Origin of the sequence: Clostridium sp. OF09-36 (assembly GCF_003481985.1) — a bacterium.
Classification (GTDB): Bacteria; Bacillota; Clostridia; order Lachnospirales; family Lachnospiraceae; genus Brotaphodocola.
On the sequence record NZ_QUMD01000012.1, the window covers coordinates 86,358 to 109,699 of the forward strand.

Here is a 23,342-nt window from a genome sequence, read left to right on the forward strand (position 1 = left end):
TATGGCAAGAATCGGTGTGATCGGAGCCGGAAGCTGGGGTATCGCGTTATCGTCCCTGCTTTCTGCGAACGGACATCAGGTAACCGTATGGTCCGCTTTTGAAAAAGAGGTGGAAAGCCTGAAAGAAACCAGAGGCTTAAAAACACTTCCGGACCTGGTGCTTCCGGATGACATGGAATTTACGGCAGATTTAGCGTCAGCTATGAAAGATAAAGATCTTCTGGTGACTGCGGTTCCTTCCATCTATGTGCGGGAGACTGCAAAAAAGATGAAACCGTTTTTAGCAGAGGGACAGCTTGTGGTCAATGTGGCGAAGGGAATCGAGGAAGCAACCCTGATGACGCTGACGGACATTCTCGAAGAAGAACTTCCGGGAGCGGATGTGGCCGTCCTTTCCGGACCAAGCCATGCGGAGGAAGTAAGCCGCGGCCTTCCGACCACCTGTGTGGCAGGTGCAAAGACCCGTGAAACGGCAGAAAAAATCCAGAATATCTTTATGAGTCCGGTATTCCGTGTCTATATCAGCCCGGACATCCTGGGAATCGAGATTGGCGGTGCATTAAAGAATGTCATTGCCCTGGCAGCCGGAATCGCAGACGGCCTTGGCTATGGTGACAACACCAAGGCAGCGCTCATTACGCGCGGTGTGGCTGAGATCAGCCGTCTCGGCATCGCGATGGGCGGAAAGGCAGAGACCTTTGGCGGTCTGACCGGGATCGGCGACCTGATTGTAACCTGTGCCAGCATGCACAGCCGCAACCGCCGCGCCGGTATCCTCATCGGAAAAGGCTATACCATGAAGGAAGCCATGGATGAGGTCCAGATGGTGGTTGAAGGCGTCTATTCCGCAAAGGCGGGATTGGCCCTTGCACGTAAATACCAGGTTTCCATGCCGATCATCGAGTCGGTCAATGAAGTGCTTTTTGATGGAAAATCCGCAAAAGAAGCAGTGGCAGACCTGATGCTGCGGGATAAAACAGTGGAAAGTAAAAATATTCCGTGGTAGGAATTTTCTGAACGGAAATCCCGCAATATTTCACTTTGTTTTCACTTTAACGCAAGAAAGTTCTTGACAAGTGTTTTTCGGACTACTATAATTAATTCAGCTTTAAGGGCACGGCTTCCTGAAGGTTCAGGAAGCCTGTTTTCATTAAGAGGAGGAAATATTATGAAGAAAAAACTGCTTAGTTTTGGTATGGCAGCTATGATGGCAGCATCTTTAGCAGCATGTGGCGGCAGCAAGCCGGCAGAGACTACCGCGGCAGCAGGCGATGCTGAGACCACTGCAGCAGCAGAGGGTGCAGAGACTGAGGCAGCAGCAGAAGGCGGCACCTTAAAAGTTGGTGTCATCGGACCGTTAACCGGTGCAGGCGCAGCTTACGGTAATGCAGTAGCAAACGGCGCAGAGCTGGCAGCAAAGGAGATCAACGAGGCTGGCGGTATCAACGGTATGATGATCGAGACCAAGGCTGAGGATGACGAGAACGATCCGGAGAAATCCATCAACGCATATAACACCTTAAAAGACTGGGGTATGCAGGTATTAGACGGTCCGACCACTTCCAAACCGTGTATCGCTGTAGGTGCAGAGGCAGAGGCTGACAACATGTTCCTGATCACTCCGTCCGGTTCCGCAGTTGAGTGCGTAGCAACCGATAACGCATTCCGCGTATGCTTCGCTGACCCGGATCAGGGTACTGCTTCCGCTAAGTACATTGGCGAGAACAAGCTGGCTACCAAGATCGCGATCATCTACGACAGCTCTACCGAGTATTCTTCTGGTATCCGTGAGGCATTTGTTGCAGAGGCAGCAAACCAGGGTCTGGAGATCGTAGCTGACGAGGCATTTACCGCAGACAGCAACACCGACTTCTCCGTACAGCTTGACAAGGCAAAAGACGCTGGCGCAGAGCTGGTATTCCTTCCGATCTATTATCAGGAGGCTTCCATCATCTTAAAGCAGGCACACGACAAAGAGTTCGCTCCGATCTTCTTTGGCTGTGACGGTATGGATGGTATCCTTTCTGTAACGAACTTCGATACTTCCCTGGCAGAGGGTCTGATGCTCTTAACCCCGTTCTCCACCACTGAGGAGAGCAGTAAGGCATTCACTGAGGCTTATGTAGCAGCTTACGGCATCGAGCCGAACCAGTTCGCTGCAGATTCCTACGATGCAATTTACGCAATCAAGGCAGCAGTTGAGCAGGCTGGCGTTACCGCCGATATGAGCGCTTCCGATATCTGTGATGCATTAAAGCCGGCTATGACCGAGATCTCTATCGATGGTCTGACTGGTACAGGCATGGTTTGGAACGCAAACGGCGAGCCGAACAAGGCACCGAAGGCTGTTAAGATCGTAAACGGCGAGTACGAGATGCAGTAATTTTGCGGTTTCCGCAATGTTAATGTGCAAAAAAATGGAATCACGTTGCCTGGCACATATGTGTGAATGACAATGTACTATCCAAAAGGGGATCGTCTTGAGCAGACGGTCCTCTTTTCTTTTGCTTTTGCGCAGTGCAAAGCCACAAATGACATATTCACTGGTTGAAGTTCGGATTCCTCTTTTGTATGTCCACGTCTGCGACGCTTTGCAGGTTTGTCTTTGCCTTGCGGACAAATGGTGCAGCTTCGCGAACTTCTGCTTGAACTTCAAATATGACTATGTTATAATTCCAGTTATGTTTTATTTTATAGAAAAAAGTAAAGAGGTGGTAGGTACATGAGTTTTCTGTCTTATTTGATCAATGGAATCAGCCTGGGCAGTGTCTACGCGATCATTGCGCTGGGTTATACCATGGTTTATGGTATTGCGAGAATGCTGAATTTCGCTCATGGTGATATTATTATGGTTGGTGGCTTTGTGATCTTTACCATGGTCAGCACCCTGGGACTTCCGCCGCTTGCAGGCGTGCTGGTTGCAGTCATCGCCTGCACGGTGCTTGGCGTTGTAATCGAACGTGTGGCTTATAAACCGCTGCGCGGCGCATCTTCCCTTGCGGTCTTAATTACAGCCATCGGTGTCAGCTATCTGCTGCAGAACGTGGCGCTGCTGATCTTTGGCTCCAACGCGCGTCAGTTCACATCCGTTGTGAACGTGCCAAGCTTAAAGCTGGCTGGTGGTGCGTTGTCTATTTCTGGTGTTACCATGGTTACGATCATCAGCTGTATTGTCATTATGGTGGTGCTGACAACCTTTATCAACAAGACCAAGGTTGGTCAGGCTATGCTGGCGGTATCTGAGGATACCGGCGCTGCAACGCTGATGGGTATCAACGTCAACAGCACCATTGCGATCACCTTTGCGATCGGCTCCGCGCTGGCAGCAGTCGCAGGTGCCCTGCTTTGCTCCGCATATCCGTCCCTGACTCCTTATACTGGCTCCATGCCTGGTATCAAGGCATTCGTGGCAGCTGTATTCGGTGGAATCGGCTCGATTCCGGGCGCATTTATTGGTGGTGTTCTGCTAGGCGTGATCGAGAACCTTTCCAAAGCATATATTTCTTCCCAGCTTTCCGATGCGATCGTGTTTGCTGTGCTGATCGTGGTGCTTCTGGTGCGTCCTACCGGAATCCTGGGCAAAAAGATTACGGAGAAAGTGTAGGTGAATGGAATGAAGAAGAACAGTATATTTGTCCAGAACGGCATCACCTATGCAATTGTGATCGCCTGCTGGATCCTGGTGCAGATCTTAACTGCGACCGGAAATATGACAAGTTTGTTAAAGGGACTTCTGGTTCCGCTTTGTATTTATGTGATCCTGGCTGTATCGTTAAACTTAACGGTTGGTATTCTGGGTGAGTTAAGCCTTGGACATGCAGGCTTCATGTGTGTCGGTGCGTTTACCGGCGCATTTTTCACAAAATGCATGGAAAATGTGATCCCGTCTGTGGGCATGCGTTTCTTCCTGGCACTCATCATCGGTGCAGCAGTTGCTGGCGTATTCGGAATTATCATCGGTATTCCGGTACTGCGTCTGAAGGGTGACTATCTTGCGATCGTAACGCTTGCGTTTGGCGAGATCATTAAAAACCTGATCAACGTAATGTATGTAGGACTGGATTCCAACGGATTCCATTTCTCCATCAAGGATACCACTTCCCTTGGCATGGGAGCAGATGGCGTTGTCATCATCAAGGGTGCACAGGGTATTACCGGTACCCCGAAGGCAGCAACTTTCACGGTAGGTATCATTCTGGTACTTTTGACTCTGTTTATCGTACTGAACCTGATCAATTCCCGTACCGGCCGTGCGATCATGTCCATCCGTGACAACCGCATTGCGGCAGAGTCTGTGGGAATCAATATCACCAAATATAAGCTGATGGCATTTGCAATCTCAGCAGCACTGGCTGGCGTGGCAGGTGTGTTATATGCACATAACTTATCCTCCCTGGCAGCAACCCCGAAAAACTTCGGCTACAACATGTCCATCATGATCCTGGTATTCGTGGTTCTGGGCGGACTGGGCAACATCCGCGGCTCCATGATCGCAGCGCTCATTTTGACTATGCTTCCAGAGCTTTTACGCGGACTGAACGATTACCGTATGCTGATCTATGCGATCGTGCTGATCGTTATGATGATCTTCACCTCCAGCCCGAAAGTAATCGAGATGCGTTCCGTATTTATGGACCGGTTTAAACATAAGAAATCTGCAAAGGAGGCTGCATAATATGGCTATGCTGGAAGTAAAAAATATCGGCATTTCATTCGGTGGCTTAAAGGCAGTCGACAATTTCAGCCTGACCATCGAAAAGGGACAGCTTTACGGCCTCATTGGACCAAACGGAGCAGGTAAGACCACAGTCTTCAACCTGCTGACCGGTGTCTATAAGGCAGATCACGGTTCTATTTTTCTGGACGGAAAAGAGCTGACCGGCAAGAATACTATTGAGATCAACCAGGCAGGAATCGCGAGAACCTTCCAGAACATCCGTCTGTTCAAGGAATTAAGTGTTCTGGACAACGTAAAGGTCGGACTGCACAACCATCATCCGTATTCCACGATCGAAGGAATCTTTCGTCTCCCACGTTACTATAAGGTAGAGAAAGAGATGAATGTCCGTGCCATGGAATTGTTAAAGGTGTTTGACCTGGACAAGGAGTGTAATTATAAAGCATCCAACCTTCCTTATGGTAAGCAGAGAAAGCTGGAGATCGCGCGTGCCCTCGCAACGGATCCGAAGCTTCTTCTTCTGGACGAGCCAGCTGCCGGCATGAACCCGAACGAGACTGCAGAGCTGATGGATACCATCCGCTTTGTGCGCGACCATTTCGATATGACGGTGCTTCTGATCGAGCACGACATGAAGCTGGTTTCCGGCATCTGCGAGAAACTGACTGTATTAAACTTTGGTCAGGTTCTGACCCAGGGCCAGACATCAGAAGTACTGAACGATAAGCGCGTTATCACGGCTTATCTTGGAGAGTAGGAGGTTGGAGCGATGGCAATACTTGAGGTAAAAGACCTGGAAGTCTACTACGGTGTGATCCAGGCAATCAAGGGAATCTCATTTGAGGTAAACCAGGGAGAAATCATCGCCCTGATCGGAGCAAATGGTGCAGGAAAGACAACGACCCTGCAGACCATTACCGGCCTGATCCCGTCGAAGGCGGGTACCATTACCTATGAGGGACAGGATATTACAAAGATTCCGGGTTATAAACTGGTTGGCATGGGAATCGCCCATGTGCCGGAGGGACGCCGTGTATTTGCAGAGCTTTCCGTACTTCAGAACTTAAAGCTGGGGGCTTATACCAGAAACGACAAAAACGAGATGGAAGAAACCCTGAAGATGATTTACGAGCGTTTCCCGCGTCTGGAAGAGCGTAAAAACCAGATGGCAGGAACCCTGTCCGGTGGTGAGCAGCAGATGCTGGCTATGGGCCGTGCGCTGATGTCCCATCCGAAGCTGATCGTTATGGACGAGCCGTCCATGGGTCTGTCCCCGCTCTATGTAAATGAAATCTTCGATATCATCCAGAAGATCAACGCAGACGGTGTGACGGTACTTCTGGTTGAGCAGAACGCGAAGAAAGCGCTTTCCATTGCGAGCCGCGCATATGTTCTGGAAACCGGTAAGATTGCGCTCAGCGGAGATGCCAAAGACCTGATGAACGACGATTCCGTCAAGAAGGCATACTTAAGCGAGTAAAAGTAAAAGATTGTGCGAAACGCAACAAAAAGTGAAACAGACGAGGTAATTTGACAAAAAAAGAGAATTTGTTTCAAAATTATAAACTGTCTGAAAATAATAGAAAAAGGAGTGGAAAGTCCTAGACTTTTCGCTCCTTTTTGTGGTATTATTGCATTACATAGCATTGGGGAAAATTTGATAAGGAGGGTTTACTATGAAGGGCAATGTAATCGTTGGACAGTCCGGAGGGCCGACTGCCGTCATCAATTCCAGTCTTGCAGGTGTTTACCGCACGGCGATCGACCGCGGTGCAAAAAAGGTATATGGAATGCTTTTCGGCATTCAGGGCTGATGGATGAGCAGTATGTGGATCTGTCCAAATATATCCGCAGTGATCTGGACGTGGAAATCTTAAAGCGCACACCATCTGCATTTTTGGGAACGTGCCGTTACAAGCTGCCGGATATCCATGAGAATCAGGAAATCTACGTGAAGATTTTTGAAATCTTAAACAAACTGAATATCGAATGTTTTATCTATATCGGCGGAAATGATTCCATGGATACCATCAAGAAGCTTTCGGATTACGCAATCTTAACCGGGCAGTCCCAGAAGTTTGTCGGTGTTCCGAAAACCATCGACAACGATCTGGCGCTGACAGATCACACTCCGGGTTACGGAAGTGCGGCGAAGTACATTGCAACCTCCACCAAGGAAGTCATTCGGGATGGACTTGGCTTTTCCTATAAAAAGAAACAGGTGATCATTATCGAAATCATGGGCCGCAATGCAGGCTGGCTGACCGGAGCTGCAGCGCTCTCGCGCGGCGAGGACTGCGACGGACCGGACCTGATCTATCTGCCGGAGCTGACGTTCGATATTGAAAAGTTTACCGGAAGGGTAAAAAAGCTTCTGGAGAAGAAAGACGTCGTGGTTGTGGCGGTTTCCGAGGGAATCCGCATCAAAGACGGACGCTATGTCAGTGAGCTTGGAAGCGCATCCGATTATGTGGATGCTTTCGGACACAAGCAGCTGGCGGGAACGGCCACCTATCTGTCGAATGTGATCCATGCAGAGCTTGGCTGCAAGACCCGTGCGGTCGAATTTTCAACCCTGCAGCGAAGCGCAGCCCACCTGGCATCCCGCGTTGATGTAAACGAAGCCTTTATGGTAGGCGGTGCCGCAGTGAAGGCGGCAGATGAGGGCGATTCCGGAAAGATGGTAGTCATCGACCGCGTTTCGGACGACCCGTACCAGTGTGCAACCGGTATTTACGATGTCCATAAGATCGCCAATGGTGAAAAGATGGTCCCGAGAGAATGGATCACCAAGGATGGTACTTATGTGACCGAAGAATTTATCGATTATGTCAGACCGCTGATCCAGGGCGATTCCCCGTCGGTTATGGTAGACGGAATTCCGCGCCATCTTTACATGGGAAAGCGGTAGTTTATGTCTGGAACGTAAGTTTCTGCGGCAAAGTACATAGTTTCCGGATGCAAGTTTCCGCGATAAAAGCGCATGATTCCCAGACACTCCTGCATATAGTGTTAATAACAGCAAAAATGTTACTGTTTGCAGCAACAAATAAATCTGTTTTTGGCGGGGGAGTGTCTATATGGATCAGTACAGTGTATACCGGGATATCCAGGCCAGGACCGGCGGCGAAATCTATCTTGGCGTGGTCGGACCGGTGCGGACCGGAAAATCAACGTTTATCAAGCGGTTTATGGAGCAGATGGTTTTACCGGGAATCACCGATGAACACCAGAAAAACCGCACGCGGGATGAACTGCCGCAGAGTGCGGCGGGAAAAACGATCATGACGACAGAACCGAAATTTGTGCCCAAGGAAGCAGCTAAGATCGATCTTGGGGAAGACACCCAGGTCCGTGTCCGTCTGGTGGACTGTGTAGGCTTTATGACTGAGGGCGCCAGCGGACACATGGAAAACGAGAAAGAGCGCCTGGTGAAGACCCCGTGGTTTGAGGAGAGCATTCCGTTTACCATGGCAGCAGAGATCGGAACGCGGAAGGTCATCCGCGATCATTCCACGATCGGTCTCGTGATCACGACCGATGGCTCGTTTGGCGAACTGGAACGGGAAGCCTACATAAAACCAGAAGAAACGGCAATCCGGGAATTAAAAGAGATCGGAAAGCCGTTTCTGGTACTTTTAAACTCCAGCCGCCCGTATTCAGAGGAAACAAGAACGCTTGCAAAGGATATGGAAGCACAGTATGAGGTCTGTGTCATGCCAGTCAACTGCGAGCAGTTAAAAACCACGGATATTTACCAGATCTTAAAGCAGATCCTGTTTGAATTTCCGGTGACGGAGGTGGATTTCCAGATCCCGAAGTGGCTGGAAATCCTGCCATCTTCCCACTGGTTAAAGCAGCAGGCGGTAAAAGCGGCGAAAAACGCCATGAGCCACATCCGCCGGATGAAGGATTTAAAAGCGTCCTGGAAGGATGAAGAAGCAGAGGCGGTAAGCGGTATGGAGACCGGGCGCATGGAACTGTCTGACGGCAGAGTCCAGGTGAGGATGCTGTTTGATGAAGGCTATTATTATCGGATCCTCAGTGATTTTTCCGGACTCCAGATCGCAGATGAATACCAGCTGATGCAGCAGCTAAAAGAGCTGGCAGCGAAGCGCACGGAGTACGATAAGATCCAGAACGCGCTGGAACAGGTGCGGGCAAGGGGCTATGGCGTGGTGACACCGGAGCGGTCAGAGATTGTTTTGGATGAACCGGCGGTGATCCGTCACGGAAACCGTTACGGTGTCAAGATGAAAGCCGAAGCGCCGTCCATCAACCTGATTCGCGCCCAGATCCAGACGGAGATCGCGCCCATTGTGGGGAGCGAGCAGCAGGCGCAGGATCTGATCGCATATATGAAGGAAAATGCAAACCGGGAAGAAAACGGGATCTGGGAGACAAATATATTTGGAAAATCCATAGAACAGATTGTAGAAGATGGGATTCAGGCTAAAGTGAACCAGATGACAGAGGAGTGTCAGGCAAAGCTTCAGGATGCGCTCCAGAAGATCATCAACGACAGCAACGGAGGCCTGATCTGTATCATCATTTAAACATGTACCCTCGGACTCCGAGAGCACATAGATACAAAAGGAGGGTGCTATATGAGACTAGTTTTCAGCGGAGCAGCACATGAGGTAACAGGCAGCTGTCATTATCTGGAAGTGGGAACAACAAAATTCCTGGTTGACTGTGGTATGGAGCAGGGTGTCAACATTTATGAAAATGTAGAACCGCCGGTGCCGTGGTCGGATATCCAGTTTGTGCTTCTGACCCATTCGCATATTGACCATGTAGGTATGCTGCCTTACATTTATGCGAGAGGATTTAAAGGCAGGGTCATTGCAACCAATGCGACCTGTGACCTGTGCAACATCATGTTAAAGGACAGTGCGCACATTCAGGAGATGGATGCGGAGTGGAAGAACCGGAAGGCAAGACGTGCCGGACGCCCGGAGGTCCCGCCGTTATATGAGATGAACGATGCGCTGGGCGTTTTGGAGCATTTTGAAGGCTATCATTATGGGGAAATCGTGGAAGTCAACGATGAGGTTTCCATCCGGTTTACGGATATCGGCCACCTTCTTGGATCTGCTTCGATCGAGATCTGGATGAAGGAAGACGGTGTGGAGAAGAAGATTGTCTTTTCCGGTGATATCGGCAACTTCAACAAACCGCTGGTCCGTGATCCGATCTACACAGCGGAAGCAGATTATGCGGTGATGGAGTCCACCTACGGGGACCGGTTCCACCAGAAAGGAAAAGACCATATTTCGGAGCTGGTGCGGATCGTCCAGGAAACACTGGACCGCGGCGGAAATGTGGTGATTCCTGCTTTTGCGGTAGGTCGTACCCAGGAGCTGCTTTACTATTTCCGTCAGATCAAATCCCAGCATCTGATCCATGGACACGATAATTTTGAAGTTTATGTCGATAGCCCGCTGGCCGTGGAGGCCACCCACGTATTCAAGGAAAACCAGGTGGAGTGCTACGATGAGGAAACAAAGGAACTGGTTGAGGAGGGCATCAACCCGATCTCGTTCCCGGGCTTAAAGCTTTCCGTAACCAGCGACGAATCCATTAACATCAACTTCGATGCCAAACCAAAGGTTATCATCTCTGCTTCCGGTATGTGCGATGCAGGCCGTATCCGCCACCATTTAAAACACAATTTGTGGCGCAAGGAATGTACGGTGATCTTTGCCGGTTACCAGGCAGTGGGTACTATCGGAAGGGCACTGGTGGATGGAAGCAAGGAAGTAAAGCTTTTTGGTGAGAGTATCGATGTGGAGGCACACATTGAGGTGCTTCACGATATCAGCGGTCATGCGGACCAGAACGGGCTTTTGGCCTGGGCCCTGGCATTTGAGAAGAAGCCGCAGCAGTTTTTCGTGGTTCATGGCAACGACGAGGTCTGCGACCGCTTTGCAGAGCTTTTAACCGAAAAGACCGGCGTGCCGGCCAAGGCACCGTATTCTGGTGCGGAATTGATCTGATCAAAGGCGTCTGGGTACGCGAGACTGCCGGAATCCCGATCCCGGCCAAGAGCGCACCGGCGAAGAAAGCGAGCGGAGTCTTTGCGAGACTTCTGGCTGCAGGCGAGCGCCTGATGGGCGTCATCCGCCGCAACGAGGGCGGAGCCAACAAGGATCTGGGAAAATTCGCAGACCAGATCAATGCATTATGCGATAAATGGGACAGATAGGAGAAATTAGATTATGTCAAAAGTACAGATTTACACAGATGGTTCTGCGAGAGGCAACCCAGACGGACCGGGCGGCTACGGAGCCGTGCTGCATTTTACGGACAGCAAGGGCGTGCTCCACGAGCGGGAATTGTCTGCCGGCTACAAAAAGACCACCAACAACCGGATGGAGCTGATGGCGGCGATCGTGGCTCTGGAGGCATTAAACCGTCCCTGTGAGGTAGATCTGTATTCAGATTCCAAATATCTGACGGATGCCTTCAACCAGCGCTGGATCGACAACTGGGTGAAGAACAACTGGAAGCGCGGAAAGAGCGGTCCCGTGAAGAATATTGACCTCTGGGAACGCTTATTAAAGGCGAAGGCACCGCACCGTGTGAACTTTATCTGGGTGAAGGGACATGCCGGGCACCCGCAGAATGAGCGGTGCGACCAGCTGGCTACAACGGCAGCAGACGGAACGGATCTTCTGGTGGATGAAGGACTGGACGCATAGAAGCGCGGGAAGCCGCTGATTTGTTGTGGAAGCGGTAACTGTTAAGGCTTTCTTACGATTTTTTACTTCTTTTGAACTTATATTTTCATTTCGTCCTGTTTGTGGTATGTTAAGTTCAGCAATAAACAGCCGGTACCGGATCTCTGACCGGTGCAGGCAGTGTATTTATATGGAACAGACAGAATCATACCACAGACAGGATTGAAGAAATTTATGAAATTAAAAGGAATCTGGGTAGCCATTGCAGTGATCTGCGTGGCTGGGATTGGCGTAACGAATTATTCCGTCCGACATTTGGCAGCTGGTGGGAACGAATATGTTTCGGAACTCTCAGAAGGAAGCAATGAATCAGAAACAACGACCATAGCAGAAGAAGCTGTGGCACAGGCACTGGCTGATGCGGGACAGACACTCACTGGCACAGGGCAGACAGAATCCGGGCAACCTGTGACTGCCGCAGGACAGGCAAATGCTGGACAAACAGAATCCGGGCAGGCGTTGGCTGGTGCTGGGCGGATAGAATCCGGACAGATGCCGGCTGGTGCTGGGCAGACAAAAAGCGGTCAGGCATGGACTGGTGTAGGGCAAACAGAAGAAGCACAGATAGCAGCAGGCAATGCCGGGGCATCAGAGTCGCAGCCGCTTCTTAAAGCGGCACCATCATCCGAAGTGCAGAGATCACCGGAAGCCGGGGCTGCAGTACAGGCACAGGCAATGGATGAGTCCATGTATCCATCAGAGACTGCACAGGCAGAAAAAAGCGGGATTATGTCCCAACTCGCCAAACTGGACGAGCAGGCACAGAGCCGGCGTGAGGCAGCTGCGGAAGGAAGTGCCAATGCCATGAAGGCAGCAGCTGACTCGGAACGGAAAATCTGGGAAAATAAGCTTCAGGGGATTCTGGAAGTGCTGGAACAGCAGCTCTCCGGCGAGGAAAAAAACTCGTTTTTCGCAGAACAGCGCAGCTGGGTGCGAGACCGGGAGAGTACCGCGGTATCAAACTCAAAAAGACAGAATGGCAGTGCATTGGAAGAACTGGAATATATCCGTTCCCTGCGGGACATCACAAGGGAGCGGGTCTATGAACTTGCAGAGCGCTACGAAACCATTTTGGACGGGAAAAAGGAATAGATGTGAGAATGCAGGATTGGCATGCTGCCGATTTGCAATCCGCAATCCATGAAAGCAGGCAGGAACCATGTGTTCCTGCCTGTTTAGGTCTTGATAATTGTCTTTTCCTATGGTAAGATACAAAGATGAATTGATATTTTTCTGAACATAAGGAGGAATTTACTATGGCAGCAATCGCAACAAGTCTGATTGGATATACCGTAAAAGCCGTTATCTTTGCAGCACTCGCGTACGCGGGCATTATCTGCGGCAAGAAGTTCAGAGACAAGAAAGATGCAGACCGCGCATAAAGGGCGGTCTGGCAAAATCCAGCTGTTTCCTGTTCTATACAGCAAACAGTGATAATACGGAGGAAGTAGTAAAGTGAAGAAGTATGGAGTAAATGAACTGAGAAGAATGTTCCTGGAATTCTTTGAGAGCAAGGGACATCTGGCAATGAAGAGCTTTTCCCTGGTGCCGCACAACGACAACAGTCTGCTCCTCATCAACTCCGGTATGGCACCGTTAAAGCCTTATTTCACCGGACAGGAGATCCCGCCAAGAAGACGTGTGACCACCTGCCAGAAGTGTATCCGTACCGGTGATATCGAGAACATCGGTAAGACTGCACGCCACGGCACCTTCTTTGAGATGCTGGGCAACTTCTCATTCGGCGATTATTTTAAGGACGAGGCAATCCACTGGTCCTGGGAGTTCTTAACTGAGGTTGTAGGACTGGAAAAAGACCGTCTGTATCCGTCTGTATACCTGGACGATGACGAGGCATTCAACATCTGGAATAAGGAGATCGGCGTTCCGGCAGAGAAAATCTTCCGCTTCGGCAAAGAGGACAACTTCTGGGAGCATGGCGCTGGTCCGTGCGGTCCGTGTTCCGAAATCTACTATGACCGTGGTGAGAAGTACGGCTGTGGTAAGCCGGGCTGTACCGTAGGCTGTGAGTGCGACCGTTACATCGAGGTATGGAACAACGTATTCACCCAGTTCGAGAACGACGGACATGGCAACTATACCGAGTTAAAGCAGAAGAATATTGATACCGGTATGGGTCTGGAGCGTCTGGCCGTGGTTGTTCAGGATGTAGATTCCCTGTTCACCGTAGATACCAACAAGGCACTTCTGGATGAGGTTTGTGCCCTGGCACACACCGAGTATCAGGTAGACTATAAGAAAGATGTTTCCCTGCGTATCATCGCTGACCATGTGAAGTCCTGTACTTTCATGATCTCCGACGGCATCATGCCGTCCAACGAGGGCCGTGGCTATGTTCTGCGCCGTCTGATCCGCCGTGCGGCACGTCATGGACGTCTGCTTGGCATTGAGGCAGATTCATGCCGGAGCTTTCCAAGACGGTCATCGAGCTTTCCAAGGATGGTTATCCGGAGCTGGAAGAGAAGAAGGCTATGATCTTAAAGGTTCTTGCAGAAGAGGAAGAAAAGTTCAACAAGACTATCGACCAGGGTCTTGCAATCCTTGCAGATATGGAGAGCGAGATGTCCGCAAAGAACGAGACCGTACTTTCCGGCGAGAATGCATTCAAGCTGTACGATACCTACGGATTCCCGTTAGACTTAACCATCGAGATCCTGGAAGAGAAGAACCTGACGGTAGACGAGGACGGCTTCCAGGCAGCGATGAAAAAGCAGCGTGAGAAAGCAAGAAAAGCACGTAAGACAACCAACTACATGGGTGCAGATGTTACCGTATACCAGTCTATCCCGGCTGAGATCACTTCCAAGTTCGTTGGCTACGACAGACTGCAGCATGAGTCCAAGATCACGGTTCTGACGACCGATACCGAGATCGTGGAAGCTTTAACCGACGGTCAGCGCGGAACCATCATCGTGGATGAGACGCCGTTCTACGGAACCATGGGCGGTCAGTGCGGCGATACCGGCGTGATCACCGGAGCAAACAATGGCACCTTTGTTGTAGAAGATACCATTCACTTACAGGGCGGAAAGATCGGCCATGTGGGACATATGACCAGCGGTATGCTGGCTGTGGGCGAGACCGTTACCTTAAAGGTAAATGAGGCTTCCCGCCGTTCTACCGAGAAGAACCACAGTGCAACCCATCTGTTACAGAAGGCACTGCGTACGGTATTAGGCGATCATGTAGAGCAGGCTGGTTCCTTAGTAACCCCGGACAGACTCCGTTTCGACTTTACCCATTTCTCCGCTATGACTCCGGAGGAGATCAAAAAGGTTGAAGATCTGGTAAATGAAAAGATTCAGGAGAATCTGGCTGTTGTAACTCAGGAGATGAGTCTGGATGAAGCGAAGAAGACCGGTGCTATGGCACTGTTTGGTGAAAAATATGGTGAGAAGGTCCGTGTGGTTAAGATGGGCGACTTCTCCACGGAGCTTTGCGGCGGTACTCATGTGGCTTCTACTGGCACGATTCATGCGTTCAAGATCTTCTCTGAGGCAGGCATCGCAGCAGGTGTCCGCAGAATCGAAGCACTGACCGGTGACGGTCTGATGCGCTACTATGAGAACATGGAGCAGGAGTTAGCAGAGGCGGCGAAGGCAGCAAAGACCACCCCGGCTGATTTAAAGAGCAAGATCGAATCCATGCTGGAGGAGATGAAAGCACTGCACGCTGAGAACGAGAAATTAAAGAGCAAACTGGCAAATGAAGCGTTAGGCGATGTCATGAACCAGGTTCGCGATGTCAAAGGCGTGAAGGTTCTGGCTGCAAAGGTTGCAGATGTTGACATGAACGGCCTGCGCGGTCTGGGTGACCAGCTGAAAGAGAAGCTCGGTGAGGGCGTGATCGTTCTGGCATCCGTTCAGGGCGATAAGGTTAACCTGATGGTAACCGCAACCGATGAGGCTCAGAAGAAGGGCGCTCATGCAGGCAACTTAGTCAAGGCCATTGCCGGACTTGTAGGCGGTGGCGGCGGCGGACGTCCGAACATGGCACAGGCAGGCGGTAAGAACCCGGCCGGTGTGGACGCTGCACTTGAGAAGGCTTACGAGACTGCAGCAGAGCAGATCCAGTAAAATATGTTGTAATACACAGACAGCCGGGATACGTTACTGTTTGCGCGATGCGTAAATAGCAGCGTGTTCCGGCTGTCCTGCAAAAAAATACGAAAATCTGCAAAAAAACTTAAAAAAACAGTTGACGAATAGAGATTTTGTGCTATAATCATACCAGTGCTATAAAATACCCAAACAGTTGTATTATGCACAAGTACACAACTGGAGGGAGGTTAGGTGTGAGCTATGTCAAACGTTATCGTTAAAGAGAACGAGAGTCTGGACAGCGCATTACGCAGATTCAAAAGAAACTGCGCAAAGGCTGGTATTCAGCAGGAAATTCGTAAGAGAGAGCATTACGAGAAGCCAAGCGTAAGACGCAAGAAAAAGTCTGAAGCTGCAAGAAAACGCAAATTTAATTAAGTATTTCTCTGATCCCTGGTCTATGACCAGGGATTTTTTCATATCTTATTTGCAAAGGCTTTGCAGACAGAGACTGGGAGCGATACCGTGTTTGATCAGGCAAAACAGGCTGCAACAGAGCATTTGAAGCTTCCGGGAGATGTGGTCCTTGGGGAAATTTTGTTGTCTTTTTCCGGGAGATACAGCGTTACCGTGGAAAATTACCGGGGGATCCTGTGGTTTGATGATTCCTGCATCCGCCTGAAAGGCAAAGACTGCAGGCTTCAGATCTGTGGGAAGCGATTGAGGATTGAATATTACGACCGGGATGCCATGAAAATATCCGGGCAGATCCAGAGTATGGAATTTTGTGACTGAAAAGAGCAGGACAGGGAGACTCACCTGTTTTGGAAAAAAGAAAACTGCGACGAAGCGGAAGCGATACAAAAAAGGGAACGGGATGAGTCTGGAACAGTCGGGAGGCGGTATGCGGCGTGCGGTGGCTGAAACAATGCTACACCGGATATGTAAAGGTACGCATGACAGGAGGCTCACCGGAACGTTTTTTGAATCTGTGCCGGGGAAATGGGATTTCGTTGTGGAATTTAACCTTTGAAAAGGAACAGTACCAGTTTTTTCTGCTGCTTTCCGATTTTTTCCGGATCCGGCCGTTTGTGCGCAAGGCTGGTGTTCGGGTCCGTGTTCAGGAAAAACTGGGACTGCCCTTTTTTTATACCGGAACCGGAAACGAAAATTGTTTGCAGCCGGCATCGCGGGCTTTTTTCTCCTTTTGTTTGTGATGTCTCGGTTTATCTGGAATATCAGCTTTGACGGAAACCTTCGTTTTTCCAATGATACTCTGAGCAGGGAGCTTCAGGAAATCGGTGTAATTTATGGAATGCGAAAGTCCCAGGTGGACTGTGACCAGATCGAGGAGGAACTTCGGAGCCGTTGTCCCCAGATTGTCTGGGTATCTGCCCATGTAGCCGGTACCAGGCTGCAGATCCGGATCCGGGAAAATGAAACAGCCGGAAAAATCCCATTAAAGGATGAGACACCGCGCAATCTGGTGGCCGAAAAGGCAGGAACAGTCGTTTCTATGATTGTAAGGGCCGGAAAAGCAGCGGTGCAGCCGGGAGATGAGGTGAAACCGGGACAGCTTCTGGTGGAGGGCATAGTTCCGATTACCGATGATTCCGGCGAGGTGGTGCGCAATCTGTTTGTGCGTGCAGATGCAGATATCCTGCTGCAGACACAGGAAAGCTACCGCGAAAACGTACCTCGTTTTGAACAGATCCAAAGCTTTACAGGAAAAAAACAGACCGGATTCCGGCTGCGCATAGGCAGAATAGATCTTCTTGCCATGCTCCCTGTACAAAAGAAGAAGCTGTGGGAAGTTACGCGTGCCGGAAAGCAGCTGGTCTTGTTTGAGGACTTTTATCTGCCAGTCTGGACGGAGATAATCACGGCCAGGGAATATGAAGTTGTGGAGCGGAAACGTACGAAAACAGAGCTAGATGCCTTAACAAAAGCAGTTCATGAAAGGAAATTACAAGATTTTATACAAAAAGGGGTACAAATAATCGAAAATGATGTTAAAATATTAGATAACAGTACCGGCTGGACCATCTGCGGAAGCATGACTGTGGAGGAGCCTGCCGGGACCGGTCAAAAGCTAGAATAGTTCACAGGTAGAAATTTTCTGAACTGAAAATTTCGTATGATACAGTAAGGAGCAAATAAGACAGAATGAGTGTAATTGAGACAATAATTGATATCCCGGCAGAGCATGAGAAAAATGTATGCGGCCAGTTTGACGGCTATTTAAAAAAGATTGAGCGGACGCTGCATGTGACGATCGTGGCAAGAGATGGTGCCATCAAGCTGATCGGACCGGAACTGATGATCCACCGGGCAAAGAGCGTGTTCAACAATCTGGTTGAGCTGTCAAAGCGCGGCAATGCCATTACCGAGCAGAATGTAGACTATGCATTATCTCTTTGCTTTACCGAGTCAGACGATGCGATCCTGGAGATCGATAAAGATATCATCTGCCGGACCATCAACGGAAAGCCGGTAAAACCGAAAACCGTAGGACAGAAGCAGTATGTGGATACCATCCGCAAGAAAATGATCGTATTCGGCATCGGACCTGCCGGAACCGGTAAAACTTACCTTGCCATGGCCATGGCGATCTCCGCCTTTAAAAATGGCGATGTAAACCGTATCATTTTGACGCGTCCGGCCATTGAGGCAGGCGAGAAGCTTGGATTTTGCCGGGTGACTTACAGAGCAAGATCGACCCGTACCTGCGCCCGCTCTACGATGCCCTGTACCAGATCATGGGTGCAGAGAGCTTTTTGCATAACCAGGAGAAGGGACTGATCGAGGTGGCACCGCTTGCGTACATGAGAGGCCGTACCCTGGACAATGCCTATATCATCCTGGATGAGGCGCAGAATACGACACCTGCGCAGATGAAGATGTTCTTAACCCGAATCGGCTTTGGTTCCAAGGTCATCATCACCGGTGATAAGACCCAGAAGGATCTGCCAAGCGGCGCAGTATCCGGTCTTGACGTTGCCATGAAGGTGCTTGGAAAGATTGACGATATCGGTTTCTGCAACCTGACCAGCAATGATGTAGTACGTCATCCGCTGGTTCAGAAGATCGTACAGGCTTACGACGATTACGAAAAGAAAACCACGCCAAAACAGCCTGCAAAGGAGAAAACGCACCGGCTGAGGGATTTCAAATATCATAAATAGAAACAAAGCTGCGATGCAAAACGTGCGGTGACGACACAGAATCGTTTCGATAAAACAGGACCGGAAGACTTGGTGTGCCGGTCAGAAAGGCGGAAGATACCATGACCATTAATATCGAATATGAGACAGACAAGCCCCTGGATGTGGACTATGAAAAGGTGGCAAACGACATCATCCCGGCGGCGCTGGATTATGAGAAATGCCCTTACGAGGCAGAAGTAAACCTGATCCTGACGGACAATGACGCAATTCAGGAAATCAACCGCGATTACCGCCAGATCGACCGTCCGACGGATGTCCTTTCTTTCCCAATGATCGATTTTGAGAAAGAATCCGATTTCAGCCATGTGGAGGAAGCAGTGGAGGATTATTTTAATCCGGAGACCGGAGAGCTGATCCTGGGTGACATCATTGTTTCGGTGGAAAAGGTGATCGAGCAGGCAGAAAAATATGGCCATTCCAGGGAGCGCGAACTTGCTTTTCTGATCGCGCACAGCATGCTTCATCTGTGTGGTTATGACCACATGGAAGATGCAGAGCGGGAAGTCATGGAAACCAGACAACGGGAAATACTGGCAGGAGAGGGCTATCATAGATGAGAAAAAACAAGGGGAAGAAGTATGCGTTAGGGGTTATGGCAGCGTGGTGTCTCACGGTGGGGGCTGTGGCACTGACCGGCTGTCAGGCAAAAGAAGCAGAGAATAAGATATCCGTAGAATCGGCAGTGCCGGAACCGGAGACAAAGCCAATCGAGATTGAAACCGAGGCACCGGAAACTGAAGCGCCTGTGCAGGAGACCGATCTGGCTGATCCGGATGAGCAGGAGCCAAGAGTCGAAAAGGATGGCATGATCCGCAGTTATCTGACTGGGGAAATGGTGCCGGTATCCCAGGGAAACCGGCGTCCGCTGGCAATCATGATGAGCAATGACAAGGCGGCTTTGCCGCAGTATGGCATCAACCGGGCCGGGGTGGTTTATGAGGCTCCGGTTGAGGCAACCATGAACCGTTATCTGGCGATCATGGAAAATTATGATGACCTGACCCGGATCGGTTCAGTGCGCAGCTGCCGTACTTATTATGTATATTTTGCAAGAGAATTTGATGCAATCTATGCGCATTTTGGCCAGAGTACCTTTGCAAAGCCATATTTAAAATTCATTGATAACATCAATGGAATCGAAGGACAGGGAAGTACCGCATATTTCCGATCCAAAGATAAAAAATCTCCGCACAATGCCTATGCAAGCTTTGCCGGGATCCAGCGTGCGATCGAAAAGCTGGGATACAGCCAGGAATACGACGCAGACTATGACGGGCATTTCCGGTTTGCAAAAGAAGGAACGGAAGCAGTTATGCATGGAGCCGATGTGCGCGATGCCTATAAGGTAACGCCCGGCTACAAATTAAACAATCCGTGGTTTGAATACCATGAGGATGATGGTTTGTATTACCGGTTCCAGTACGGTGGTCCGCATATGGGAGACGAAGGGCAGATCGCGGTGAAAAACATTATCATCCAGTATTGCCCGGCGGCTTATTACGCATCGACAGAGTACCGCAACATCAACGTGCAGGCCGATACCTGGGGGTATTATATTTCCAATGGCAAAGTGGAAGACATCACCTGTGAAAAAGACGGGGAGTTTGGTGTGAGCCATTACTACGATGCTTCCGGCAACGAGATTACCTTAAACCCGGGCAAGACCTGGATCTGCATCTGCACTACGAACGATATGCAGCCGGCGAAGATTGAATGAAAGTATAATCACTTGTTGAGCGTATCGAGGACGGTAAGTTGTCTGTAGCAAAGGTGACTTTTGGTGCAGAACCAAAAGATTATGAGGTGCAGGAATATATTCAAAAATATTATGCCAGTTTGAAATATATAACTCTTCATGACTTCCAACTATGATGCTTACCTTAACAGTCGGGTATAATGAGACTTTTTCTGTAAAAGTGTTCTCCTGCTGGTGTCAGTGAGAAGGTCCGGTTATGTCTGTCAAGAAGTTTTACCCCAAGCTCCTGTTCCAGCTTTTTTATCTGTTGGGAAATAGCTGATTGGGAAACATTACATTTTTCAGCAGCCTGATAAAAGTTCCCTGTTTCAATGATAGCCTGAAAATATTCAATCTGTCTAAATAGCATAGCGGAACTAATCAGGTGATAGGTAACATTTACTTCAGGATCAGTTAAGGGAATCCGTTTCCGTCCTTTTCATTCATACAACGTAAAAGACTAACGAACATATTTAATGAAACATCGAAACCATCTTCTTTTTGTTGTTTACCTATAATAACGATTGGAGTAGTCGATTATAGACACTGCAATCAAAAAAATCTGAAAATATATTTATCAACATTACATAAAAGTGTGTAGATGCACATAAAATGGGAATACATATTGAAAATCACGTCGTTCTGTGATAGAATCTCATTACTAAAAAGTGTGCAGATGCACGGAAAGGGGGAGCGTAACGATGGAGATTAAAAGAGACGCTTACCTACAGCAGCTGACCCTGCGAAAAGATAATGGAATGATAAAGGTGATTACCGGCATTCGTAGATGTGGCAAATCCTTTTTGCTGTTTACCATCTTTAAGAGATACTTACTGGAGAACGGCGTTGATGTTGATCATATTATTGAGATTGCATTGGACGGTATTGAAAATGAGGAACTAAGAGATCCTAAAGTGTGTTTCAAGTACATCAAAGATGCCATGAAAGACGATGGCAAATACTATCTGCTTCTTGATGAAGTGCAGTTTATGTCACAATTTGAGGAAGTGCTGAACAGCCTGCTCCGCATGAGCAATATTGATGTGTATGTCACCGGAAGTAATTCCAAGTTCCTGTCCAGCGACATTGTGACCGAATTCCGTGGCAGAGGTGATGAGATTAGAATCTACCCTCTCTCCTTTGCAGAGTTTTATTCTGTCTATGACGGCGATTATGATGATGCATGGGATGACTACATGATCTACGGAGGATTGCCGCAGATCGTAAGTTTCCAGAGCGAACGACAGAAAGCGGACTATCTGAAGAACATCTTTGCAAATGTCTATCTGAAGGATGTTATTGAAAGAAATAAGATTCAGAACGTGGATGAGATTGGGATTCTGGTTGATGTGCTTGCATCTGCAATCGGCGCACCGACCAACCCTTCAAAGATTGCCAATACCTTTGCCAGTGAGCGCCAGATGACTTATGCTAATAAAACCATCTCCAAGCATATCGACTATTTGACAGATGCCTTTTTGATTTCCAAGGCAAGCCGATACGATATTAAGGGCAGAAAGTATATCGGTGCAAATCTGAAATACTACTTTACGGATCTGGGACTGAGAAATGCACGTCTGAATTTCAGACAGCAGGAGCCTACTCATATCATGGAGAACATTGTTTATAACGAGCTGTTGATCCGTGGCTACAATGTTGATGTGGGTGTCGTGGATATCTTCGATAAGGATAAAGAGGGCAAACGTGTTCGCAAGCAGTTGGAGGTTGACTTTGTGGTGAATCAAGGAAACCAGAGATACTATATCCAGGTTGCATATGACATGACTTCGGAAGAAAAACAGACGCAGGAGTTCAATTCTCTGCGTAATATCCCGGACTCTTTCAAGAAGATCGTCATTGTAAATGGCAGCAAAAAGCCTTGGAGAAATGATGAAGGTTTTGTCATCATGGGAATGAAGTATTTCTTGCTGAATGCGAATAGTCTGGAATTTTAAGTCGATTTGAGTTGTTGCTGTGGTGTTGTTCTATTTCAAAAAAGAGTGAAATGATATAAATAAGGCCAGCCGATGTGGTAGCATTTATGTGGGAGTACATGAAAGTACCGGAGAATTCAAGAGAAAAAGTTAAGAATCTGCTTAAAGATGCAAATGAAAATGGAGTAAAAATAAGTCATCAGGCACCAACACTGTATGATGTTGTTCCGAAAGAAAAAATTGCTGAATTTGAAGAGCTTATGCGCAAAACCATAGCTGACATTGTATCAGAAGCCAGTAGCGTTGCCTGTTGGGTGTATGTGCAGAAATATGTGAAGCACAAAACCCTAAACGAAATGCTGCAAGAATTGCCAGACGTAAGTCAATTCATCCTAGCTATGGATACCTGGTTTGAAAAACTGATGGAGAAATAATCTGGGAAAAATATGATTGTTGAAATACCAGTATTTTTTGCTAAGGGTAAAACACCTATGCGTGTAGAATTACAGATTCGAACCAATGGTATGGATTTCTGGGCAACATTGGAACATCAACTTCGCTATAAAAAAGGAATTGAAGAAATGCCTGGCTATGATGAGATAAGTGAAGAATTACTTCATTCTGCAAGAGCTATCATTGAAGCAGATAATGAAATGCAGAGAATAAAAGACAAAATTGGTATGTTACACGAAATTTAGGATAACAAGCGGGAATCCTCGGTTATTCAATTGCCGAGATGAAAGCGTCTGAAACGCAAGTAAAATCGAAAGTTTGTTCGATTTTGCTTGCGTTTCCTTCTGTATGATAGTATACTATGTGTATGAAAGAAAAATTAATACATTCAAGAACTTGTGTATACAATATCAACTACCATGTGGTGTGGTCTGTGAAATATCGCAGGAAGATTTTATCGGCAGAGATTGAGACTTATCTAAAAGAACTGGTTCAGAAAATAGCATCCGAT

General features: G+C 48.6%; 18 protein-coding genes and 7 pseudogenes. 24 read left to right on the forward strand and 1 reads right to left on the reverse strand.

Going from position 1 to position 23,342, the window contains the following annotated elements; all coding sequences use genetic code 11:
- Position 1 precedes the first annotated feature (1 nt).
- From DXA97_RS11170 to DXA97_RS11265, 20 genes and pseudogenes are all read left to right on the forward strand, one after another.
- Positions 2–1,006 carry an NAD(P)H-dependent glycerol-3-phosphate dehydrogenase gene (locus DXA97_RS11170; RefSeq protein ID WP_118540746.1) on the forward strand — a complete coding sequence of 335 codons (1,005 nt, stop codon included), beginning with the start codon at positions 2–4 and terminating at the stop codon, positions 1,004–1,006.
- Positions 1,007–1,168: 162 nt separating this feature from the next.
- The gene (locus DXA97_RS11175) at positions 1,169–2,383 is read left to right on the forward strand and encodes an ABC transporter substrate-binding protein (protein ID WP_118720106.1); all 1,215 of its coding nucleotides are present in this window, start codon (positions 1,169–1,171) and stop codon (positions 2,381–2,383) included.
- A gap of 339 nt (positions 2,384–2,722) precedes the next feature.
- Positions 2,723–3,604, forward strand: a complete 882-nt coding sequence (locus tag DXA97_RS11180; RefSeq protein ID WP_118720108.1) for a branched-chain amino acid ABC transporter permease — start codon at positions 2,723–2,725, stop codon at positions 3,602–3,604.
- Positions 3,605–3,613: 9 nt separating this feature from the next.
- A complete protein-coding gene (locus tag DXA97_RS11185; RefSeq protein WP_118705847.1) occupies positions 3,614–4,675 on the forward strand; it encodes a branched-chain amino acid ABC transporter permease in 1,062 nt (353 codons plus the stop codon).
- A 1-nt stretch (position 4,676) separates the two neighbouring features.
- On the forward strand, positions 4,677–5,435 hold the full coding sequence (locus tag DXA97_RS11190; protein WP_118720110.1) for an ABC transporter ATP-binding protein: 759 nt from the start codon (positions 4,677–4,679) through the stop codon (positions 5,433–5,435).
- Between the two features lie 12 nt (positions 5,436–5,447).
- Positions 5,448–6,158: an ABC transporter ATP-binding protein gene (locus tag DXA97_RS11195; RefSeq protein WP_118720112.1), complete on the forward strand. Its 711-nt coding sequence runs from the start codon at positions 5,448–5,450 to the stop codon at positions 6,156–6,158.
- A gap of 196 nt (positions 6,159–6,354) precedes the next feature.
- A pseudogene (locus DXA97_RS11200) lies at positions 6,355–7,589 on the forward strand (6-phosphofructokinase).
- Positions 7,590–7,758: 169 nt separating this feature from the next.
- Positions 7,759–9,234 carry a stage IV sporulation protein A gene (gene spoIVA / locus DXA97_RS11205; protein ID WP_118720114.1) on the forward strand — a complete coding sequence of 492 codons (1,476 nt, stop codon included), beginning with the start codon at positions 7,759–7,761 and terminating at the stop codon, positions 9,232–9,234.
- Positions 9,235–9,285: 51 nt separating this feature from the next.
- Positions 9,286–10,886 (forward strand): annotated as a pseudogene (locus DXA97_RS11210) (MBL fold metallo-hydrolase).
- A gap of 13 nt (positions 10,887–10,899) precedes the next feature.
- A complete protein-coding gene (rnhA, locus tag DXA97_RS11215) occupies positions 10,900–11,382 on the forward strand; it encodes a ribonuclease HI (protein WP_118720116.1) in 483 nt (160 codons plus the stop codon).
- Positions 11,383–11,595: 213 nt separating this feature from the next.
- The gene (locus DXA97_RS11220) at positions 11,596–12,513 is read left to right on the forward strand and encodes a lysozyme inhibitor LprI family protein (protein WP_118720118.1); all 918 of its coding nucleotides are present in this window, start codon (positions 11,596–11,598) and stop codon (positions 12,511–12,513) included.
- A gap of 164 nt (positions 12,514–12,677) precedes the next feature.
- Positions 12,678–12,803, forward strand: coding sequence for a hypothetical protein (locus tag DXA97_RS21580; RefSeq protein ID WP_279221163.1), 126 nt, complete (start codon positions 12,678–12,680; stop codon positions 12,801–12,803).
- A gap of 106 nt (positions 12,804–12,909) precedes the next feature.
- Positions 12,910–15,518 (forward strand): annotated as a pseudogene (gene alaS, locus DXA97_RS11225) (alanine--tRNA ligase).
- 225 nt (positions 15,519–15,743) lie between these two features.
- Positions 15,744–15,920: a 30S ribosomal protein S21 gene (gene rpsU, locus DXA97_RS11230; protein WP_005539624.1), complete on the forward strand. Its 177-nt coding sequence runs from the start codon at positions 15,744–15,746 to the stop codon at positions 15,918–15,920.
- Between the two features lie 87 nt (positions 15,921–16,007).
- On the forward strand, positions 16,008–16,277 hold the full coding sequence (locus tag DXA97_RS11235; RefSeq protein WP_118720120.1) for a YabP/YqfC family sporulation protein: 270 nt from the start codon (positions 16,008–16,010) through the stop codon (positions 16,275–16,277).
- Between the two features lie 161 nt (positions 16,278–16,438).
- Positions 16,439–17,583: pseudogene (locus DXA97_RS11245) on the forward strand (sporulation protein YqfD).
- 65 nt (positions 17,584–17,648) lie between these two features.
- A pseudogene (locus DXA97_RS11250) lies at positions 17,649–18,667 on the forward strand (PhoH family protein).
- A gap of 101 nt (positions 18,668–18,768) precedes the next feature.
- Positions 18,769–19,266 (forward strand): rRNA maturation RNase YbeY, encoded by a 498-nt coding sequence (gene ybeY / locus DXA97_RS11255; RefSeq protein WP_118532552.1) that lies wholly within the window; start codon positions 18,769–18,771, stop codon positions 19,264–19,266.
- Positions 19,263–20,426 (forward strand): DUF3048 domain-containing protein, encoded by a 1,164-nt coding sequence (locus DXA97_RS11260; protein WP_347561564.1) that lies wholly within the window; start codon positions 19,263–19,265, stop codon positions 20,424–20,426. The genes ybeY and DXA97_RS11260 overlap by 4 nt, the downstream gene beginning before the upstream one ends.
- Before the next feature lie 11 nt (positions 20,427–20,437).
- A pseudogene (locus tag DXA97_RS11265) lies at positions 20,438–20,554 on the forward strand (DUF2992 family protein); the annotation flags it as partial.
- 35 nt (positions 20,555–20,589) lie between these two features.
- Here the strand turns inward: DXA97_RS11265 and DXA97_RS11270 are convergent.
- Positions 20,590–20,814, reverse strand: coding sequence for a LysR family transcriptional regulator (locus DXA97_RS11270; protein WP_118720126.1), 225 nt, complete (start codon positions 20,812–20,814; stop codon positions 20,590–20,592).
- Positions 20,815–21,145: 331 nt separating this feature from the next.
- Between DXA97_RS11270 and DXA97_RS11275 the strand changes: the two genes are divergently transcribed.
- The 4 genes and pseudogenes from DXA97_RS11275 to DXA97_RS11290 form a co-directional block, all read left to right on the forward strand.
- Complete coding sequence (locus DXA97_RS11275) at positions 21,146–22,399, forward strand: ATP-binding protein (RefSeq protein WP_008400146.1); 1,254 nt, start codon at positions 21,146–21,148, stop codon at positions 22,397–22,399.
- A gap of 98 nt (positions 22,400–22,497) precedes the next feature.
- The gene (locus tag DXA97_RS11280) at positions 22,498–22,812 is read left to right on the forward strand and encodes a hypothetical protein (protein WP_347561565.1); all 315 of its coding nucleotides are present in this window, start codon (positions 22,498–22,500) and stop codon (positions 22,810–22,812) included.
- 9 nt (positions 22,813–22,821) lie between these two features.
- Positions 22,822–23,076: pseudogene (locus DXA97_RS11285) on the forward strand (GTP pyrophosphokinase family protein); the annotation flags it as partial.
- Between the two features lie 122 nt (positions 23,077–23,198).
- Positions 23,199–23,342: transposase (locus DXA97_RS11290; RefSeq protein ID WP_182436867.1), on the forward strand; the 144-nt coding region annotated here is incomplete at its 3' end.

Coding starts and splice junctions, on each gene's coding strand:
- DXA97_RS11170 (WP_118540746.1), top strand. CDS start 2: ATGGCAAGAATCGGTGTGATCGGAGCCGGAAGCTGGGGTATCGCGTTA.
- DXA97_RS11175 (WP_118720106.1), top strand. CDS start 1,169: ATGAAGAAAAAACTGCTTAGTTTTGGTATGGCAGCTATGATGGCAGCA.
- DXA97_RS11180 (WP_118720108.1), top strand. CDS start 2,723: ATGAGTTTTCTGTCTTATTTGATCAATGGAATCAGCCTGGGCAGTGTC.
- DXA97_RS11185 (WP_118705847.1), top strand. CDS start 3,614: ATGAAGAAGAACAGTATATTTGTCCAGAACGGCATCACCTATGCAATT.
- DXA97_RS11190 (WP_118720110.1), top strand. CDS start 4,677: ATGGCTATGCTGGAAGTAAAAAATATCGGCATTTCATTCGGTGGCTTA.
- DXA97_RS11195 (WP_118720112.1), top strand. CDS start 5,448: ATGGCAATACTTGAGGTAAAAGACCTGGAAGTCTACTACGGTGTGATC.
- spoIVA (WP_118720114.1), top strand. CDS start 7,759: ATGGATCAGTACAGTGTATACCGGGATATCCAGGCCAGGACCGGCGGC.
- rnhA (WP_118720116.1), top strand. CDS start 10,900: ATGTCAAAAGTACAGATTTACACAGATGGTTCTGCGAGAGGCAACCCA.
- DXA97_RS11220 (WP_118720118.1), top strand. CDS start 11,596: ATGAAATTAAAAGGAATCTGGGTAGCCATTGCAGTGATCTGCGTGGCT.
- DXA97_RS21580 (WP_279221163.1), top strand. CDS start 12,678: ATGGCAGCAATCGCAACAAGTCTGATTGGATATACCGTAAAAGCCGTT.
- rpsU (WP_005539624.1), top strand. CDS start 15,744: ATGTCAAACGTTATCGTTAAAGAGAACGAGAGTCTGGACAGCGCATTA.
- ybeY (WP_118532552.1), top strand. CDS start 18,769: ATGACCATTAATATCGAATATGAGACAGACAAGCCCCTGGATGTGGAC.
- DXA97_RS11260 (WP_347561564.1), top strand. CDS start 19,263: ATGAGAAAAAACAAGGGGAAGAAGTATGCGTTAGGGGTTATGGCAGCG.
- DXA97_RS11270 (WP_118720126.1), bottom strand. CDS start 20,814: ATGCTATTTAGACAGATTGAATATTTTCAGGCTATCATTGAAACAGGG.
- DXA97_RS11275 (WP_008400146.1), top strand. CDS start 21,146: ATGGAGATTAAAAGAGACGCTTACCTACAGCAGCTGACCCTGCGAAAA.
- DXA97_RS11280 (WP_347561565.1), top strand. CDS start 22,498: ATGAAAGTACCGGAGAATTCAAGAGAAAAAGTTAAGAATCTGCTTAAA.